The 18,297-nt window shown below is 41.6% G+C and carries 14 protein-coding genes; 4 read left to right on the forward strand and 10 right to left on the reverse strand.

Going from position 1 to position 18,297, the window contains the following annotated elements:
• Nucleotides 1-155: 155 nt before the first annotated feature.
• The 3 genes from ACEYJ7_RS09825 to carA form a co-directional block, all read right to left on the reverse strand.
• On the reverse strand, nt 156-965 hold the full coding sequence (locus ACEYJ7_RS09825; protein WP_373778924.1) for a hypothetical protein: 810 nt from the start codon (nt 963-965) through the stop codon (nt 156-158).
• 91 nt (nt 966-1,056) lie between these two features.
• Nucleotides 1,057-1,899: a PhzF family phenazine biosynthesis protein gene (locus ACEYJ7_RS09830; protein ID WP_373778925.1), complete on the reverse strand. Its 843-nt coding sequence runs from the start codon at nt 1,897-1,899 to the stop codon at nt 1,057-1,059.
• 4 nt (nt 1,900-1,903) lie between these two features.
• Nucleotides 1,904-3,028, reverse strand: coding sequence for a glutamine-hydrolyzing carbamoyl-phosphate synthase small subunit (gene carA, locus ACEYJ7_RS09835; protein WP_373778926.1), 1,125 nt, complete (start codon nt 3,026-3,028; stop codon nt 1,904-1,906).
• A 268-nt stretch (nt 3,029-3,296) separates the two neighbouring features.
• Between carA and ACEYJ7_RS09840 the strand changes: the two genes are divergently transcribed.
• Both ACEYJ7_RS09840 and ACEYJ7_RS09845 read left to right on the forward strand, forming a co-directional pair.
• Nucleotides 3,297-4,598, forward strand: coding sequence for a serine dehydratase subunit alpha family protein (locus ACEYJ7_RS09840; RefSeq protein ID WP_373778927.1), 1,302 nt, complete (start codon nt 3,297-3,299; stop codon nt 4,596-4,598).
• A 26-nt stretch (nt 4,599-4,624) separates the two neighbouring features.
• Nucleotides 4,625-5,704, forward strand: a complete 1,080-nt coding sequence (locus ACEYJ7_RS09845) for a calcium:proton antiporter (RefSeq protein ID WP_373778928.1) — start codon at nt 4,625-4,627, stop codon at nt 5,702-5,704.
• A 38-nt stretch (nt 5,705-5,742) separates the two neighbouring features.
• On the opposite strand, the gene ACEYJ7_RS09850 is transcribed toward ACEYJ7_RS09845, so the two are convergent.
• Entirely contained in the window at nt 5,743-6,066 is a 324-nt protein-coding gene (locus ACEYJ7_RS09850; protein WP_373778929.1) for a zinc ribbon domain-containing protein YjdM, read from the reverse strand.
• 356 nt (nt 6,067-6,422) lie between these two features.
• Between ACEYJ7_RS09850 and ACEYJ7_RS09855 the strand changes: the two genes are divergently transcribed.
• Nucleotides 6,423-7,748: an MFS transporter gene (locus ACEYJ7_RS09855; protein WP_373778930.1), complete on the forward strand. Its 1,326-nt coding sequence runs from the start codon at nt 6,423-6,425 to the stop codon at nt 7,746-7,748.
• Nucleotides 7,749-7,849: 101 nt separating this feature from the next.
• Here ACEYJ7_RS09855 and ACEYJ7_RS09860 read toward each other — a convergent pair whose 3' ends face one another.
• The 6 genes from ACEYJ7_RS09860 to ACEYJ7_RS09885 all read right to left on the reverse strand — a co-directional run bounded on the left by ACEYJ7_RS09860 (nt 7,850) and on the right by ACEYJ7_RS09885 (nt 13,614).
• A complete protein-coding gene (locus ACEYJ7_RS09860; protein ID WP_373778931.1) occupies nt 7,850-9,151 on the reverse strand; it encodes a sodium ion-translocating decarboxylase subunit beta in 1,302 nt (433 codons plus the stop codon).
• A 19-nt stretch (nt 9,152-9,170) separates the two neighbouring features.
• Nucleotides 9,171-10,988 (reverse strand): sodium-extruding oxaloacetate decarboxylase subunit alpha, encoded by a 1,818-nt coding sequence (gene oadA / locus ACEYJ7_RS09865; protein ID WP_373778932.1) that lies wholly within the window; start codon nt 10,986-10,988, stop codon nt 9,171-9,173.
• Nucleotides 10,989-11,000: 12 nt separating this feature from the next.
• On the reverse strand, nt 11,001-11,270 hold the full coding sequence (locus ACEYJ7_RS09870; RefSeq protein ID WP_373778933.1) for an oxaloacetate decarboxylase subunit gamma: 270 nt from the start codon (nt 11,268-11,270) through the stop codon (nt 11,001-11,003).
• A 115-nt stretch (nt 11,271-11,385) separates the two neighbouring features.
• On the reverse strand, nt 11,386-12,204 hold the full coding sequence (locus ACEYJ7_RS09875) for a DNA ligase (RefSeq protein WP_373778934.1): 819 nt from the start codon (nt 12,202-12,204) through the stop codon (nt 11,386-11,388).
• A gap of 144 nt (nt 12,205-12,348) precedes the next feature.
• The gene (locus tag ACEYJ7_RS09880; RefSeq protein WP_373778935.1) at nt 12,349-12,690 is read right to left on the reverse strand and encodes a YegP family protein; all 342 of its coding nucleotides are present in this window, start codon (nt 12,688-12,690) and stop codon (nt 12,349-12,351) included.
• Nucleotides 12,691-12,780: 90 nt separating this feature from the next.
• Nucleotides 12,781-13,614 (reverse strand): DUF5718 family protein, encoded by an 834-nt coding sequence (locus tag ACEYJ7_RS09885; RefSeq protein WP_373778936.1) that lies wholly within the window; start codon nt 13,612-13,614, stop codon nt 12,781-12,783.
• 241 nt (nt 13,615-13,855) lie between these two features.
• Between ACEYJ7_RS09885 and ACEYJ7_RS09890 the strand changes: the two genes are divergently transcribed.
• Nucleotides 13,856-18,079, forward strand: a complete 4,224-nt coding sequence (locus tag ACEYJ7_RS09890; RefSeq protein ID WP_373778937.1) for an Ig-like domain-containing protein — start codon at nt 13,856-13,858, stop codon at nt 18,077-18,079.
• Nucleotides 18,080-18,297 lie beyond the last annotated feature (218 nt).

The raw sequence follows: 18,297 nt of genomic DNA on the forward strand, positions 1-18,297 counted from the left end.
ACTGCGAGCAAATAATCAATGTTTTTAATTCGACTTTCATTAATATCCCAATAACCAGAACCGCCTTCTGTTTCCAGCATATCTAGATTTATTCCCGTATATAACACTATTGTTTCATTTTGCAAATTTTTCATCAAATCTCACCGCTTGTACGATTATTCAGATTTTATATTTTCTTTTTTATAGGCGTATTTTATCGGATTGCTCGCTCCGCGTTTACGATACTTATCTGGTAAACGTTTACGTAAATACTTTTTAATAATATTTTGATAGAGTTGGTTATCTTCTGCTATTAATTCGCCAGTGAATCCATAGCGTTCAGCTCGATCATGAGGTAATTCTGGAAAGTTTTCTTTTGTGGCAGCGCGCCATTCTTTGGGAATGAGTACACCAACAATAAGCCCTTTTTCTACAGCAAGTACATATTTAGCCTGCTTTGCTCTTTCTACATCCAGTCTCCACGCTAGCCGTACCGCATCATAGATAGAGCCTTGTGAAATCGAACGATTAATACTAATAATGAGGCATCTATCATTTTCATCAATTTCAGCAAAAGGAGCGTTATATTTTTCTTCAATTTGAAATGCGTTCATTGCACCACATTCATTATTACCATGCCCCCCCTGAATATTTGATAATCCTGGATAAGCATCAATGAGAGCACCTTCGACTTCATGAGCAACTGCATGTGTCATGTTATGGCGATGGATTATATGAATAACACGCAACCCTGCACAGCGAATTTCTCTGATTCGAGAATACTTTAAAGAAATATCATCCTGTTCTTCATCGCCATCAAGCTCTTGATCGTATCTGACCTCTGTTTTTACATGTTGGAAGACTCGATTGTTTTTACCTTTTCCTACGTAAAAGGTTTCCCCGTTTCTTGGATCAACTAAGCGATAAACATAAAATTTCAGCTCTCGACAAACCTCAGGAGAAAAATTTTCTATATCTTTATTCATATATTTACCTGCTATTATCTAGTATTTGTTTTTTACAAGCGGTCACTTCTTCGCAAAATTTTGCAAATTTTCCGCAAGATCTCATCGCTTGTTACGGTAATTTAAATACCCCTTCTCCAACCTCAATCACTTGTCCGCCGACATAAATCATTTGTTGTTCATCGAGTTTGAGTGTTAGGCGGTTCGGTCTGCCCATTTGATCGCCCTGATGAACTTGGTGTTCAAGGGGATATTTATTTTGCGAAAGAAAATATGCCCCTAAATTTGCACAGGCAGAACCTGTTCCGCTATCTTCAAACAATGCACCGTTTGCCACATAAAAAAGGCGAGAGAAAATTATCTCGTTTTCTTCACACCAAAGGTAAATCACAGTACTGTTCTGATCTTGCTCACATATGTCGCTAAGTGTAGCAATATCTATCACAATATCATCAAGTGCAGAACGGGAATTCAGTTGCAGTAAGAGCTGTGGCGATCCGCTGTTAAGCCAGTAGGCTGTATCGGCAATCGCTGTTTCACTTAACCCTGTCGCTTTGGCGAGTTGCTGATGTGTGGCTTTGCTTGGCTGTATAGCGTAGCCCTCAATCGCAAGTTCCATCTTTGCATTTTTTCCGAATAATCTGACCGCTTTCGCTTTTGTATTGAGCGTAAATCGTTCAGGCAAACGGCGTTGTTGCTGTAACACATAAGCACAGCCTAGCGTTGGGTGCCCTGCTAACGGTAGTTCGTAAGCAGGTGTGAAAATACGTAAATCCGCTTCTGCCGTTTGTGAGTTAAAGGCAAAGACCGTTTCGCTCAAATTGAACTGTTTGGCGATCTGTTGCATTTCTTCATCGCTCAGCCCATCAGCTTGGGGAAATACGGCTAACGGATTTCCACCAAAGTGTTGTTCGGCAAAGACATTGACGAGTTTGAAAGGGTATGTGCGAAACATTTGTTTACCCTTTCGCTTTTCTCAATTCATTAATAAAGCGGTCAAACAGGTATGCCACATCGTGTGGACCTGGGCTGGCTTCTGGGTGTCCTTGGAACGAGAATGCCGATTGATCGGTGAGTTCAATGCCTTGTACTGTGCCGTCAAAGAGTGAGCGGTGGGTGACACGAACGTTAGCTGGCAAACTGGCTTCATCAACTTCAAAACCGTGGTTTTGACTGGTGATCAGCACGTTTTGTGTGTCTAAATCTTGCACAGGGTGGTTTGCACCGTGGTGTCCGAATGCCATTTTCTTCGTTTTGCCACCTGCGGCTAATCCGAGTAATTGATGTCCTAAGCAGATGCCGAAAATCGGTTTTTTGGTCGCTAATAATTTTTGGATAGCAGTAATCGCATAGGTACAAGGCTCTGGGTCGCCCGGGCCGTTAGACAAGAAAATACCATCTGGATTTAAGGCTAATACCGCTTCTGCGGAAGTTGTTGCAGGCACAACGGTGATACGACAGCCACGTTCCGCAAGCATTCTTAAAATGTTACGTTTTACACCAAAATCGTAAGCGACAACGTGAAATTCAGGGTTGGTTTGTGGCACATAACCTTTGCCAAGTTGCCATTCGCCTTCCGTCCATTGATACAGCTCTTTACAGGTCACTTCTTTGGCTAAATCTTGCCCAGCCATTGAACCGAAACTGTTGGCAAGTTCAAGGGCTTTAGCCACACCATCACCGACATAAATACAGCCTGCTTGTGCGCCTTTATCACGCAAAATACGGGTTAAACGGCGTGTGTCAATGTCGGCGATTGCGACGATTTTATGTTTAACGAGATAATCAGAAAGCGAAGAGTTCGCACGGAAATTGCTATGAATAAGGGGAAGATCACGAATAATTAAACCTGCGGCATACACTTTATCGGCTTCTTCGTCTTCGTTATTTGTGCCGGTATTACCGATGTGCGGATAAGTTAATGTGACAATTTGATTCGTATATGAAGGATCGGTGAGAATTTCTTGGTAGCCCGTCATTGCGGTATTGAATACCACTTCGCCAATGGTATGTCCTTGATAGCCAATAGATTTCCCATGAAAGACAGAACCGTCTGCGAGGACAAGAATTGCAGGTTCAAACATATATTTTTTTACTCCTAATAATGAATCTGTTTGGTGATACTTCATTTTCGCCATAACCTGTTAAGGAGTAGGCGGCTAAGTTTAATAGAGCAAACGATTGCTTTCAAGTTAAACTTAGGAAATACAGCTTAATATTCGGTAAATGTGAAAATTTATGCATTTATTTTGCATTTTTATTCATCTTAAGGCAAGAGCTTTTAAAATTTATTTTTTCATCGGTAACAAGCGGTTAAAATAGGCAAAAATTTTGCAAAAAACAGAGAAGAATATGGAAAATACCTTTGATTTCGGCGATCAATTGATTGCCATTATAAAGCGAGACGTTGCACCGGCGTTGGGTTGTACCGAGCCGATTTCTCTTGCCCTTGCTGCGGCTATTGCGGTATCTCATTTAGAATCTACTCCTTTAAATATTCAAGCGAAAGTTTCCCCGAATTTAATGAAAAACGGTATGGGCGTGACGGTGCCGGGAACGGGGATGGTCGGTTTGCCGATAGCAGCAGCGGTTGGGGCGATTGCCGGTGATGCGTCAGCCGGGTTAGAGGTGTTGAAAAAAATCCGTGCGGAGGATGTTCGACAAGCAAAGATAATGCTGGATAATCATCAAGTGAATGTGGATATTGCAAACGTTGATATTCCTCTCTATTCGGAAGCTTTGGTATTGGGAGAGCGTGGTTGGGTGAGGGTCTGTATTCAAGATTCCCACACTAATGTGGTACTGATTGAAAAAAACGGTGAAATTCTCTTTAAGCAAGAAACGGAAAGTATTGATTTAGCGGATGACTATGCTTTTTTTAACGCGCTTTCAGTACAACAAATTTATCGTTTTGCAACAGAAGCCCCGTTAGCACAATTGGCTTTTATTGCGGAAGCCGCAAAGTTGAACGGAGCATTATCTCAAGAAGGTTTGGAAAACCGTTATGGCTTACATATCGGGCAGACGCTGAAAAAACAGATCGAACAAGGATTACTATCCGATGATTTACTTAGCCGTATTGTGATTGAAACAACTGCCGCTTCCGATGCCAGAATGGGCGGTGCACTACTACCAGCGATGAGTAACTCGGGATCGGGCAATCAAGGTATTACGGCGACCATGCCTTCCGTGGTGGTTGCCCGCTTTGTTCGGGCTACGGATGAACAGTTGATCCGAGCCTTATTTTTATCCCACACGATTGCGATTTATATTCACAGCAAATTGCCGAAACTTTCCGCCCTTTGTGCCGTCACCACGGCGGCAATGGGCAGTGCCGCCGGTATGGCTTATTTGCTTAAAGGGGATTTTAATGCCATCAGTATGGCGATTTGCAGTATGATCGGCGATATCAGCGGTGTGTTGTGCGACGGAGCTTCAAACAGCTGTGCAATGAAAGTGTCCACCGGTGTTTCCGCCGCCTATAAAGCGGTGTTAATGGCATTGGATAACAGCAGAGTCACCGGTAATGAAGGCATTGTGGAACATTGCGTTGACAAATCGATCAATAATTTATGCGCCATTGCGACAAAAAGCATGGTCTACATGGACAGACAAATTATTGAGATTATGAGTGCCAAAGAACAAGACTGTTAAATTATTATAAAAAAAGGAGATTAAATATGGCAACAAACTCTCACGCCCAATTACCCGTTTGGTCGGTCATCTTACCGCTTGCAGCATGGGCAATCTATTTTATTGGGATTAAGGACAATATTTGGCTTCAGCTCGGTGGCGGGGCATTATTAATCGGCAGCGTACTTTCTGCCGTTCATCATGCCGAAGTTGTCGCACACAAAGTCGGTGAACCGTTCGGCACGATCATTTTAGCGTTGGCGATTACAATTATCGAAGTTGCCTTGATCATCTCTTTAATGATTGCCGGTGGCGACAATGCCGCTTATTTGGCAAGAGATACGGTTTTTGCCGCCATTATGTTGATCTTAAACGGTATTTTAGGCGGCTGTTTGTTGATCGGCGGGCTGAAACACCACGTTCAATTTTTCCATAAAAAATCGGTCAGCATTGCGTTAGTGACATTAGTTTCTATCTTAGTTCTCACCATGATCTTACCTAATTTTACCACAAGCTCAGAAGGCGGAACGTATACCGACTCACAATTGATTTTTGTAGCGATAGCCTCTTTGGTCCTTTATTTTTCATTTATTATGATGCAAACCGTTCGCCATCGCGATTATTTTTTAGCCGATGACGATAACCCGAATCATCATGCCGAACCGCCGTCGACCAAAGTTGCCCTGATGAGTTTACTGCTGTTGATCGTATGCTTAGGTATTGTCGTCATGCTCGCTAAAGGGCTCTCACCCGCAATTGAAGGCATGGTTGTCGCCGCCGGTGCGCCGTTAGCGTTAGTCGGGGTGATTATTGCCGCTGTCGTTTTAATGCCGGAAGGTTTGGCTGCATTAACCGCCGCCAGTCGTAATCGTTTACAAACCAGTGTGAATCTTGCATTAGGCTCGGCATTAGCCAGTATTGGTTTAACTATTCCCGCGGTGGTGATTGTCTGTTTGATGTACGATATTAATATGGTATTGGGACTAGACTGGAAATCAATGGTGCTATTAGCCTTATCGGCGTTTGTGGTAATGGTATCGTTAAACCACGGTAAATCTAATATGCTTTATGGCGTAGTATTGTTGGTAAACTTAGCCGCTTATGTTTTTACGGTGATTGTTCCTTAGCTGCAAATGAAAATGGACGCGTAGTGCGTCCATTTTTATTAAGCCTTTTTCAAGAATTCAGACTTCAACATGATTTTGCCACAATCAACATTATGATCGCCTTTTGCTAAGCGAATACCTTTAAATTTTGTGCCTTTTTTTAAAACTTCCGATGAACCTTTCAATTTTAAATCTTTGATTAAAATAACATCGTCACCGTCGCTCAATAAGTTGCCGTTACTGTCTTTAACGATTAACTGATCTTCATCTTGTTCCGATACTTCTTCACCGCTCCATTCGTTACCGCAGTCCGGGCAAACAAATTGAATTGAATCATGGTAAGTATTTTCGCCTTTGCAAGACGGACAAATCGGGAATTGCATAAATATCCTTACATTAATTAAAAAAATCGCATTATATACTAAAATAACCGGCTATTGATGAATTTGCACAAATGCTTATGTAAGGCATAAACACGTTAATTTCCGTGAGTAAATGACCGCTTGTTTGAGAGGGTAAGCAAATTATTTTTAACAAAAAATTAAATCATGAAAAATTTACCGAAAGATCATCATAACCGAATTATTTTGATTAAAAATCAGGATTTTTATCTTTTGATTAAGGGGTATTTAGCATTAAATAATTTATGTGTTTTTGATCTTCTTCCTGCTTTGTTGCTCAAGTATCTTGGAAATGCTAGGATTCCGCCTCTTTTTTACTTATCGGGAAATATTTTTCTATGTCTAGCACAGCACAAAATCTCAGAAATGACCCCAAAAAGGTTGCTATTGCTTCAATGGTCGGAACGGCAATCGAATTTTTTGACTACTATATTTATGCCGCCGCAGCGGTATTAGTGTTCAATACACAATTTTTCAATAGTGATGATCCGGTTTCCAACGAGTTGATGTCCCTTTCAACTCTGGCTTTGGCATTCTTTGCCCGTCCAATCGGTTCGGCATTATTTGGACATTTCGGTGACAAAATCGGACGGAAAAAAACGCTTGTTGCTTCGTTACTATTAATGGGATGTTCAACGGTGATGATCGGTCTATTGCCAACTTACGAAAGCATTGGTATTTGGGCGACGATTTTATTGTGTATCTGCCGTGTCGGTCAGGGGATCGGTCTTGGCGGTGAATGGGGCGGGGCCGCATTGGTTGCAACGGAAAACGCACCGGACGGCAAACGAGGGTGGTATGGTTCATTTCCACAATTAGGTGCACCAATCGGTTTGTTTATGGCAAACAGCTCGTTCTTCCTGGTGAGTTATTATTTCGGCTCGCAAGCTTTAGTCGAATGGGCATGGCGTATTCCGTTTATTTCTTCTATCGTTTTGGTTGCGGTCGGTTTATACGTACGTTTAACCTTGCATGAAAGCCATGTATTTAAAGAGGCGGAAGATCAAGGGAAAACTCAAAAAGCACCGGTGAGTGCGGTATTCCGCCATCATCTGAAACCATTAATTATCGGCACCTTTGTGATGACGGCAACGTATGTATTGTTCTATATAATGACGGCATTTGCGCAAGTTTATTCAAAATCTGCACCGACATTATCACCGGCAGGTCATCCGATGGGATTAGGTATTGAACCGAATACGTTTACCGGCTTCTTGCTATTAAGTGCGATTGTGTTTGCCGTTTTTGTCAGTATTTCAGGCGTTTATGCAGATAAAATCGGTAGACGTAAATGGCTGCTCGGCGTGACTTTTGCCATGGCGATATTCGGTTTGGCGATGCCGTTATTTTTGTCAAACGGGACGCCTGTTACGGTATTCCTCTTCTTGGTGATTGGCATGGTATTAATGGGAATGACTTTCGGACCGATGGCGGCATTATTACCGGAATTATTCCCAACAGAAGTGCGTTATTCGGGGGCATCACTGGCTTATAATTTTGCTTCTATTGTCGGAGCAACCATTGCAGCAACATTTGCAATTAAAATCAATATTTCATACGGTATTTTAGGTGTGGGGATCTATTTGGCAATCAATGCGGTAATTACGATGATCGCTTTATATATATCGAAAGAAACCAAACACTTAGACTTAACTAAAGTGTAATATTGAACAAATAACAAGCGTTCGGTTTACTCATAATTTGCCGACTTGATAGTTCAAGTATTTTTGCAAATTATTTGCCGAAACCGACCGCTTGTAATCCGTTACATTGCCGAAATGTACTTGAGCATCACCCCAGCGGCAATGGCTGAACCGATAACTCCTGCAACATTCGGTCCCATGGCGTGCATTAGCAGGAAGTTTTGTTTATCGGACTCCAAACCTAATTTATTTGAAACCCGCGCAGCCATGGGAACTGCAGATACACCGGCAGAACCAATCAGCGGATTAATTTTGTTTTTACTGAAGCGGTTCATCACTTTTGCCATAATCACACCGCTGGCAGTGCCGATACCGAAAGCAATAACGCCAAGTACCAAAATACCTAAGGTTTGTGGTTGTAGGAATTTATCCGCTATCAGTTTAGAACCGACGGACAGCCCTAGAAAGATCGTCACAATATTAATCAATGCATTTTGCGCCGTATCATTTAAACGTTCCGCCACACCGCTTACCCGTAGCAAATTACCAAAACAGAACATACCGAGTAACGGAGCTGCGTCGGGTAGCAATAAGGCAACGAGTAATAACAAGGTAATCGGAAAGAGAATTTTTTCACGATTACTGACATTACGCATCTGTACCATTTTGATTTTGCGCTCTTCTTCTGTTGTCAGCGCTTTCATAATCGGCGGTTGAATTAACGGCACCAATGCCATATATGAATAGGCGGCAACCGCAATAGCACCTAACAATTCAGGCGCCAATTTACTGGCGAGATAAATTGCGGTCGGACCGTCAGCCCCTCCGATAATCCCAATCGCAGCCGCTTGCGGTAGGGTAAAGTCGATAATGCCTAACCAGTTCAAACCGACAGCACCGATTACCGTAGCGAAAATGCCGAATTGTGCGGCAGCGCCAAGTAATAAAGTGCGTGGATTTGCCAATAGCGGACCAAAATCGGTCATTGCACCGACACCCATAAAAATAATCAGCGGGGCAACGCCATAGTTGATAGCAACTTGATAAAACAAGGCAAGTACACCGGCTGTATAACCAAGGTCGCCTGCGATACTTTCTAACTCGTGTTGAACGGATGGTAAAGCAAGGGCGATTGCTTCTTTGATGGCGGTTGGGTCTACGCTGCTCCCCACTTTAGCTGCAACCACGGCAAGATGTTGCGGTACTTGCTGATGTAATAGGTTGTCTAACGCAGTCATGGCTAAACCGGCTTCAGGAATATTCGATAGTAGCCCTCCAAAACCAATCGGCAATAGTAATAACGGTTCAAACCGGCGAGCAATTGCAAGCCATAACAGCAAGAGACTGATTGCAATCATTACTGCTTGACCAAACTCCATATGCAGTATTCCCATCCCTTGCACTAATGCAACAAGACTTTCCATATGATTCCTCTCTATTTAGTTAGACTAAGGTCATCAGCGTATCGCCAACAGCGACTACATCACCGGCTTTCACTTTAATACCTTGCACTTTGCCGGCTTTTACCGCGCAGATTTGTGTTTCCATTTTCATCGCTTCCAATACCAACAATACTTCATCCGTGTTTACCTGTTGCCCTTCAGTAACTACGATTTTCAGAATTGTTCCCGCCATCGGCGCGCTCACCGGTTCACCGCTAGCGGAAGAAACCGGTGTTGTCACGGTCGGAGAGGCGACAGCAGTTGTGGCTATCGGTGTGGTTGATGTAATATGACTGATTTCACCGCCTTCGCTCACTTTTACCACAAAAGCTTTGCCTTCCAATTCAACGGTATAAACGGCTGGAGCAGTATTTGTAGCTGCTTTTGGTGAGGCGACGGGAGGCGCCGGTTTAGTAGTCTGTGCCGTCGGTGCAGGTTCAAATGCTGCAGGATTACCTCGGTTTTCTAAGAATTTCCAACCGACTTGAGGGAAAAGTGCGACAATAAGTGCATCATCAATTTCATTTTTTGCAAGTTTTATGCCTTTTTCGACCGCTTGTTGTTTTACTTCTACCAATAATTTATCCATTTCCGGTGCGATATGATCGGCTGGTCGATCGGTAATTGCTTTATTGCCCTCTAATACTCTCGCCTGCAATTCGGCATTCACCGGAGCCGGTGTGCGACCGTATTCGCCTTTTAAAATACCGGCGGTTTCTTTCGCGATATTCTTATACCGTCCTCCCATTAACACATTCATAACTGCTTGAGTACCCACAATTTGTGATGTCGGTGTAACAAGAGGGATGTAACCTAAATCTTTGCGCACGAGCGGAATTTCTCTTAAAACGTCATCCAATTTATCTGTGGCATTTTGCTGTTTAAGCTGGCTTTCAAGGTTGGTCAACATCCCTCCCGGCACTTGTGCTACAAGAATACGACTGTCCACACCTTTTAATTGACCTTCAAATGAAGTATATTTTTTACGAACCTCACGAAAATAGGCTGCGATTTTTTCGATTTTCATCATATCTAAACCGGTATCGTATGGTGTACCTTGAAGTGTCGCAACTAATGCTTCTGTTGCCGGATGTCCGTAAGTACCGCTCATTGATGAAATGGCGGTATCGATTCCGTCCACTCCTGCTTCAATAGCCTTCAACAATGCCATTTCCGCCATGCCTGTGGTCGCGTGGCAGTGTAAATGCAAACGTACTTCGTAGCGTTTTTTGAGTTCACTGACTAATTGATAAGCTGCCATTGGGGTCAAAATACCTGACATATCTTTGATGACCAAAGAATCTACGCCGATTTCAAGTAGCTGTTCGGTTACCTCTAACCAAGTTTCTAAGGTATGTACCGGACTAGTCGTGTAGCTGAGAGTCCCTTGTGCATGAGCGCCGTTTTTGCGTACGGCTTTTAAAGCCTGTTGCATATTGCGCGGATCGTTCATTGCATCAAATACTCGAAAAACACTCATTCCGTTTGCGACCGCTCGTTCAACAAAGCGATCAACAACATCATCGGCATAGTGACGGTAGCCTAATAAATTTTGACCGCGTAATAACATTTGTAATGGGGTTTTGGGTATTGCTTTTTTCAGTTCTCGTAGGCGAGTCCAAGGATCTTCACCTAAAAAACGAATACAGGAATCGAAAGTGGCTCCTCCCCAAGCCTCTAACGACCAGTAGCCGATATCATCGAGTTCTCTGGCAATTGGTAACATATCTTCTAACCGTAAGCGTGTTGCAAACAGAGATTGGTGAGCATCGCGTAAAACGACATCAGTAACAGCAATTTTTTTCGCTTGTGTTGTCATAATGGCATCCTTTTATTTGTTAAGACCATGTTTGCGACGGTGATGAGCAATTGCGGCAATAATGATTGGTCGTAAATCTGCTACATCATCAGAGGCGGAGGTTGGTGTCGGGGAAACGGTTGACGGTACAACCGTTACTCGAGTCTGCTCGGGAAAATAACGATTAATCGTATTCGAGATAAATGTGATGGCAATAATCAGTAGGAATAGAAATAACATCACAAATCCCATACCGATAAACATAAGATTAATCCCTTCAATAATGAGATCGGTTTTTGTCATGGCGTTGTCTCCGAGGTTTAAACCACAGATCTTCAATGTAAATAAATTTATTTGTGGTTGCTATAATTTGGATCAAATTAGCGCTTGAATTTTATAAATAGGTAAGCCCGACATATTATTTGTTTTCAAGCGATTGGTCGCTACGTATGCGCCAATAAGTGGCAAAGCGAGGTTTACCGGAATTAGTTAATCCCCGATATTTATAGGTAATAAGGCTACCGATTGGCGGCGGATTTTTACGGTCGCTATCTTTAAAGCCGGAACCGATACGAAATTGTCCTCGATGATTCTCACAAGTAATTGCTCCCAATTTGTTTGCATATTTTCCTTTACCTTTATGGTGTGCGGTAACTGTACATTCTTCATCAAGAACAGCTTTCAATTTTAAAATTTGAGCAGAGCGTCCGTGAATATAATGAGCGTCAGGATTACGGACAACAACACCTTCGCCTCCTGATTGTTGAATCTGATTAAAAAATTGGTTGAGATGATTTTTATCTTTTATCGGAATTTGTTCAATGATCTCAATATAGGGCGTAGGATGGCGGGCAAGGTGTTGCTTTAGCTTCTCAAGGCGTGCAAAGAGATTCCCTTCTGCTTTAGGCACATCGAAAACATACAGTTTGAGTTTATACCAACCCTTTTGATGAGCTCGTACTGTTGAAGAAATCTGTTCAAACTGACCTCGCTCACTAAATAATTCCCCATCAATTTCAAAAGGCGGGAAGTTTTGGATAAAATAGTCAGGCGGTGAAAGAGGATAGCCTTGTCGGCTCAATAATTGAGTACCGTCCCAATAACCACGGATTCCATCTAATTTTTCAGACATTACCCAGCCCTCAATATTTTGATCTTTATATTGTTCTAATAACATTAAATTTAATGGTTGAGCAAATAAATTAGGTATAAATAGAAAGAGAAAAAGTCGCCACATATTACCTCCTAAAAATAATATGTAGAACTTTACGGTCTGAAATAGAAAAAATCAGGATTAAAAACTATTTTTTCGATCTAGATCGAAAAAATAAAATGAATAAAAAAAGCAATCTATTGAGATTGCTTTTTAAACTGTTGGCAGCTATTCAGTTGTTTTGTCTTTAATTACAGTACTTGCCGCATTATTCATTACAGATTTTACTCCGTTTTGTGCAGCAGCTTTGGATGAGTAATATTCGCTACGACCAATTTCTTGATGATTTGCCGATTTCAAAATGAAATAAGGCTGGTCACTTTTCGTCGTTTTAAATTCGAAGTTTTTTTCTTCAACACCGTTTTTTTGTACTGAAGCGATCCCTTTTTCTGCAGCAGAACGAGTTTTGTAAAGTTCGCTAGTTAAGATAACTTGGCTGTTTGCCGCTTTTAAGTTAAACATAAACTGTCCATCTTTCGCCAATTTAAGTTCGTACCAACCTAATGCCATAATATTCTCCGTTAATAAGGTTACATTGTTTTTGTGGGAAATCCACAAGTGGAAAGAATAAGCTTTTTTGTAGAATTTTCAATCACTTTGTTAAATAACTTGCTGAATTAAAGCAGAAATGTCCGGTTTAAATTGCTCAGCTTGAGCCATTTCAACAATTTGTGCGTGTGAATATGTATTGTTGTTATAAATGACCACGATACTGGTATCTCCCACTTGTAAGAAATTATGTTCACCAAATTCCGTGTAGCGAGTTGCCCCAATACTAATGATGGCTTGTTTCGGATACTCTGCTTTAGCGAGAAGATCAGCGATATTGTTCATTGGATCTTGATCGGGTTGGTGATTCATTCGGTCGATGATCCAATCCAAGAGTTTTTGGTGGAAATAGCTGTAGCCGATCGTTGGGCTGTCAATGCCGTATTCGGTGAGTTTACCGTTTCGTTTGTGGAAACAAGCAATATGATAACGATCTAAATTTCCACCTTGTTCAAATTTATCAAGGGGGATTTGGGTGGCAGAAATGCCTTTTGAATTGGCTCCCCAGTTTTTCTTTTCACAGATTTTGCGAGCATTTGGACGGCGGATTGAGCAGTCGTTATAAGCCGCAAAGTGAGTCGGTTTTAACACAACAACTTGATTGTTTTGATATTCAATTTCGCAAATTAACGCCACTTCGGGTTCGATCTGCAAATTGTCTGCATCTTTGGGGAAGTTGATGGTGTCGTGGGAAAGGGGGTAATTAGCAAGAAAGTGGTCTGATTCGGCTAAATTTTTACTAGGAACGTAAAAAGGGAAAATTGCTTTGGGCTGGATTGCTTCGGTTGTTTGTACTTTCACGAAATCTGCCGCTTCGCCCGCTTGTTCTAAGTGCCCTGCAAAATTGCCTGCTACGCCTAAACCGATGAAGTGAGTGTTGTGCATTTTTATACTCCGTTTGTATTGAATTTGTGAGTTCAGTTTACAATTTCTTGATATAAATAGCGATATATACTGTGTAAATTTACTGTGGTAAGTATGTTTTTAAACCTTTCACAAGGAGAAGTAAAAGGTTTGTGTAAAGTCGATTTATTTTCAATAAATTTACAATTATGCTATGCGACCTATTAAAACAAGGACTTTTTTCAGTTTATTGTGACATGATTTTTAAAGGAGGGTAATCATAATGAAAAGAATTGCATTGCAAATTGTAAATAACAAGGATGTGAACGTTGTCACACTACAGGGTGGAAAAACAGTCGTTCAGAAAGCAACAGCAGCAACGAAATATCAATTGATTGACGAAAATGGTCAATTAATTAGCAATATTAAAACTGATGTGGTTGGTGATGATCTTTGGGTGTTTGTTGACGGTTCAGAACAACCAAATTTAGTGCTGGAAGGATACCAACTACATTACCCTATTCAAAACGGGCAATATTTGGCTGAAACTCAGGCGTCTTTTGCGACTGCAGAAAGTGCCTCTGCTGCGAAATTATTAGCAACAACGGCAACATTGAGTACTACAAAGTTAGCAGGGATTGTCGTAGGGTCTGTCGCTTTAGCTACAGCAGGAGTTAGCTTAATGAGTTATAATAGAAGCGGGCATAAGACAAATTCAGCTGTCTCCACAAATCCTATTGAATCGACAACACCAACAGAGCCAACAAATCCCGTTGAACCTATAACGCCAACATCGCCGACGAGTCCTGTTGCCCCCGTAACACCATCTGAACCGGTCACTCCGACCGAGTCACCAAAACCGATATTATTAACATTTGACACAGTCACTCCAGATAATATTGTTAATGTTGTTGAATCTCAGGGGAATGTGGACTTAACAGGAACAGTAGAAAATGCTGTAGATGGTTCAATCGTGACGTTGTTAATCGGTGATCAGAACTTTACTGCGCAAGTCGTATCGGGGAAATTTACACATTCGGTTAGCGGTAAGTTGTTAGCGAAAAATAACCAAATTGAAGCCTCAGTAACCACCCCAATGGGCTTAAGTTCGGATACAGTAACACATTCTTATCTGGTGGATGTACAGGCTCCTGTGCCTGTAATTACGTTTGATCCCATTACAACGGACGACATTATTGATTTGTTGGAAGCTCAAATTACAACAACAACGGTTTCGGGTTCGGTAAAAAATGCCAGAGATGGTGATAAAGTGGTGTTAACGATTGGCGAAGCGACTTTTGAAGCGATTTTAAAGGATGGTAAATTCAGTGCGGATGTCGATACCAAAACACTGGTTGTGCATCAATCAATTGCTGCTGTAGTGACTACCCAAGATGTAGCGGGTAATACTGCTGCCGCAGAAAACAGTAAGAAATATACTTTAGATAAAGTGAAATATGTGCCGCAGGTTTCTATTGAGTACATTACAGCAGATAATATCATCAATATCAGTGAGTCTGAGCAAATCTTGGCAGTACAAGGTAGCGCTACAGATTCTCCGGATGGTTCGATCGTCCGTTTAGTCATTGGCGAGCAAACTTTTGAAGGAACGATTACCGAGGGTAAATTTAGTATTCCTACAAGCGGTGAGTTATTGGCAAAAAATCGCAAATTATCGGTAACAGTAATAACACCGCAAAATTTGACGGGTGAAGCGACGCATACTTATGAAGTAGATTTGGAAGCACCAACGTTAAAAATCAATTTAAATCCAATTAGTGGCGATAACCATATTTCAACGGCAGAGTCTAAGCAAGAGTTTACTACGGTAACGGGCACCGTTGATGGGGCTACTGAGGGAGATGAAGTTATTGTTTCTTGTGGATGTTTAACCTGTTCAGGTGTGCAATGGGTTGATATGGTGACGACCGTTAAAAACGGTGGTTTTAGTGTTGATTTCAAAACCGTTGACTTATTAAAAGCGAATTACAATATCGTTAAAGCCGGCGTGACAACAAAAGATGCGGCAGGAAATAGTGCGACAGCAGAAGACAATGAAACCTATACCCAACCAACACCATTACACATTGATATTACCAAAATTGATGATTTCAGTTTTAATTTGGGTGATGTTGATCCTCTAGTTCGTATTAAGGGTGCGGTGGAGTTTGAGGGTGATTATGCCGTAGGTATGAATGACAAGCGCTTACACCAAGTCGATGTAACCATTGGCGGTAAAGTGTACAGTGCAGGTTTTCATAATAAGCAGTTCTTTATTGATATCCGAGCAAGTGAACTTGAAGCATTAAACGGTCAAGCGGTCAGTATTAGTTTCCCTATTGCAAGTGGAAGTTGGGCTAACCAAGACCTTCATAATAATGTGTATCGTATTACAGCCAAGGAGGATGGCTCTTATTCGGTTGTTATGAGTTACGGTGCAATCACCCCACAAGTGAAAAGTATTACTTTTGATAGTCCGCATTTAGTCAAAGAAACCGAAACAAGTTATAAAGTGAACTATCAAGCGGAACCACAAGTGGAAGTGAGAGGTCAGGTTATCGCAGATAGCGATAGTGATGTTAAAGTGGGTGATAAGATTGTTGTCAAAGTGGGCGATCAAAGTTATGACACTACGGTGCTAGCTGGCAATCTATTCTCTGTGATGGTGGATAAATCTGTTTTAGCGAAGGCGAATCAAGTCACTGCAACCTTAACTACGGTAGATTCAAATGGTGTATCTATTCAGGTATCTGATGTTGAAAGTATCATTAGTACAGGAACTGTGAGCGGTACGCATGTGATTACTCAAGCTAAACCGCCAGCGACTATTAATAATGACCATTCAACCGATGGATATAATTTCCCTTATTTTATTCAGAAACTGGGGAGTGTAACGAGTGCGGTCAATACAGTATTAGGGGGCAAGGATACACCGTTAATCTATACCTACCATTTTGTGACGGCAGAAGAACGAGCTGCGGGTATTGAGTCAATGCGTGAATTACCAATCAAAGCGGGTAGTTACGTGGATCCTGATACTTATCATGCAAATTTCAAAACCGATATACGTAATGCCTATAAAGAGATCGAGAAATATATCAATGTGAAATTCGTTGAAGTGGATACACAAGCAGCTGCCGATACGAATATTTATGTTGCTTCATTTGATGGCAGCCTTTCAGGATCAGCAGCGTACGCATGGCCGGGGTATAACTTAGTATGGAATGCAGGTGTTAAATACGATCGTTCAGGCTTGAATTTCCCATTCTATACGGCACTACATGAAATCGGGCATACACTCGGTATGGGACATTCAGGGCCGACATTTAAAGATGCGTATTTTAAAGAGGAAACACTTGAATTCACGAATATGTCATATCGTTTTGGTGTAGATAACGGACGTTATTTCAATCTAAAAACCTTACGTATGTTTGACCTTGCCTATTTGCATCATCAATTCGGTGTGAATAAAGAAGCTCGCTCAGGTAATGATGTTTACAGCTTTAAAGCCTATAACTCATATGCGGCAGACGGAGATATCTATATTTGGGACGGTGCCGGTGTGGATACCTTTGATGCTTCTAAGGAAACACAAGGCGTGAATGTGAACCTTACACCAGGCTCTTGGATTTATGTCGGTGAAACCCGTGAGCAAAACTTAGTGGTGAAAGGAACAAAAAGCTACACAATCCAAGAGTATTTTGGGCTGTCAGCCGATGCGAGAGTGACGGACAATGCTTGGATTAAGCTAGGTACGACTACCTTTAATGAATACACTGAAGGCCAAGCCTTTATTGGCTATGGTACGCAAATTGAGAACCTTGTAGGATCTGAATTCAAGGATACTTTAACGGGTAACGTAGCGAATAATAATATCTACGGTGGCGCAGGTGATGATACGATTGATGGTGGTGCAGGTAATGACTACCTCGATGGCGGATTAGGTGCTGATATATTAGTCGGTGGTTTAGGCGATGATACTTTTGTCTTAGATAGTGCGGCTGATGCGGTATTAGAACAGGAAGGTGAAGGTAATGATACGGTATATAGCTTAGCTAATATCAGCCTGGAAGGTGCGGAGCATGTAGAAAATGTTATTCTGATTGGAACTAGCGCAACAGAAGCCACTGGCAATGCCCTCGATAATCGCTTAGTTGCTAATGACATCGGTAATACTCTCCGCGGTGGTGCAGGTAATGACCGATTAGAAGGTGGTTTAGGTATAGATACCTTAGTCGGTGGTGATGGCTCTGATACCTTCGTTTTCAGTAGCACATTGAATGGTAAAATTGATACGATTGATTTGAATGCAGAAGATAAAATTGAACTTTCAAGCGCAGTATTTACCGCAATGAGTGTAGGTGATAATGCATTAGACTTTATCAAACTTGAAAGTGGAAAACTTTATTATGATAGTGATAAATCAGGTAGTGCAGGAGCGACTCATTTTGCAACCTTAAGTAATCAATTAGCTACATTAGAGAATAATATGGTTGTTATTGTGTAATCAGTAAAACGATAAATAATTGTAAAATTCTTATAAAATCTGACCGCTTGTCGCTAAAAATTCAGCCAAGCTGAATTGTTTTTCAACAAGCGGTCATTTTTTTCAAAAATTTTGCAAAAATCGCTTGCGCGGAATTCTAAAATCTCTATAATGCGCCCCACACAACGACGCGCTGTTGTGAAGTGATTAAACAGTGCGTCGTTGTTTTTTGCTCTTTA

This window comes from Glaesserella sp., from assembly GCF_041814905.1.
Taxonomy (GTDB): Bacteria; Pseudomonadota; Gammaproteobacteria; order Enterobacterales; family Pasteurellaceae; genus Glaesserella.

What these genes read in the sequence shown, in the direction of transcription:
- ACEYJ7_RS09875 (WP_373778934.1), bottom strand. Translation starts at nt 12,204, where the DNA reads ATGTGGCGACTTTTTCTCTTTCTATTTATACCTAATTTATTTGCTCAA.
- ACEYJ7_RS09860 (WP_373778931.1), bottom strand. Translation starts at nt 9,151, where the DNA reads ATGGAAAGTCTTGTTGCATTAGTGCAAGGGATGGGAATACTGCATATG.
- carA (WP_373778926.1), bottom strand. Translation starts at nt 3,028, where the DNA reads ATGTTTGAACCTGCAATTCTTGTCCTCGCAGACGGTTCTGTCTTTCAT.
- ACEYJ7_RS09890 (WP_373778937.1), top strand. Translation starts at nt 13,856, where the DNA reads ATGAAAAGAATTGCATTGCAAATTGTAAATAACAAGGATGTGAACGTT.
- oadA (WP_373778932.1), bottom strand. Translation starts at nt 10,988, where the DNA reads ATGACAACACAAGCGAAAAAAATTGCTGTTACTGATGTCGTTTTACGC.
- ACEYJ7_RS09855 (WP_373778930.1), top strand. Translation starts at nt 6,423, where the DNA reads ATGTCTAGCACAGCACAAAATCTCAGAAATGACCCCAAAAAGGTTGCT.
- ACEYJ7_RS09880 (WP_373778935.1), bottom strand. Translation starts at nt 12,690, where the DNA reads ATGGCATTAGGTTGGTACGAACTTAAATTGGCGAAAGATGGACAGTTT.
- ACEYJ7_RS09870 (WP_373778933.1), bottom strand. Translation starts at nt 11,270, where the DNA reads ATGACAAAAACCGATCTCATTATTGAAGGGATTAATCTTATGTTTATC.
- ACEYJ7_RS09845 (WP_373778928.1), top strand. Translation starts at nt 4,625, where the DNA reads ATGGCAACAAACTCTCACGCCCAATTACCCGTTTGGTCGGTCATCTTA.
- ACEYJ7_RS09885 (WP_373778936.1), bottom strand. Translation starts at nt 13,614, where the DNA reads ATGCACAACACTCACTTCATCGGTTTAGGCGTAGCAGGCAATTTTGCA.
- ACEYJ7_RS09850 (WP_373778929.1), bottom strand. Translation starts at nt 6,066, where the DNA reads ATGCAATTCCCGATTTGTCCGTCTTGCAAAGGCGAAAATACTTACCAT.
- ACEYJ7_RS09825 (WP_373778924.1), bottom strand. Translation starts at nt 965, where the DNA reads ATGAATAAAGATATAGAAAATTTTTCTCCTGAGGTTTGTCGAGAGCTG.
- ACEYJ7_RS09830 (WP_373778925.1), bottom strand. Translation starts at nt 1,899, where the DNA reads ATGTTTCGCACATACCCTTTCAAACTCGTCAATGTCTTTGCCGAACAA.
- ACEYJ7_RS09840 (WP_373778927.1), top strand. Translation starts at nt 3,297, where the DNA reads ATGGAAAATACCTTTGATTTCGGCGATCAATTGATTGCCATTATAAAG.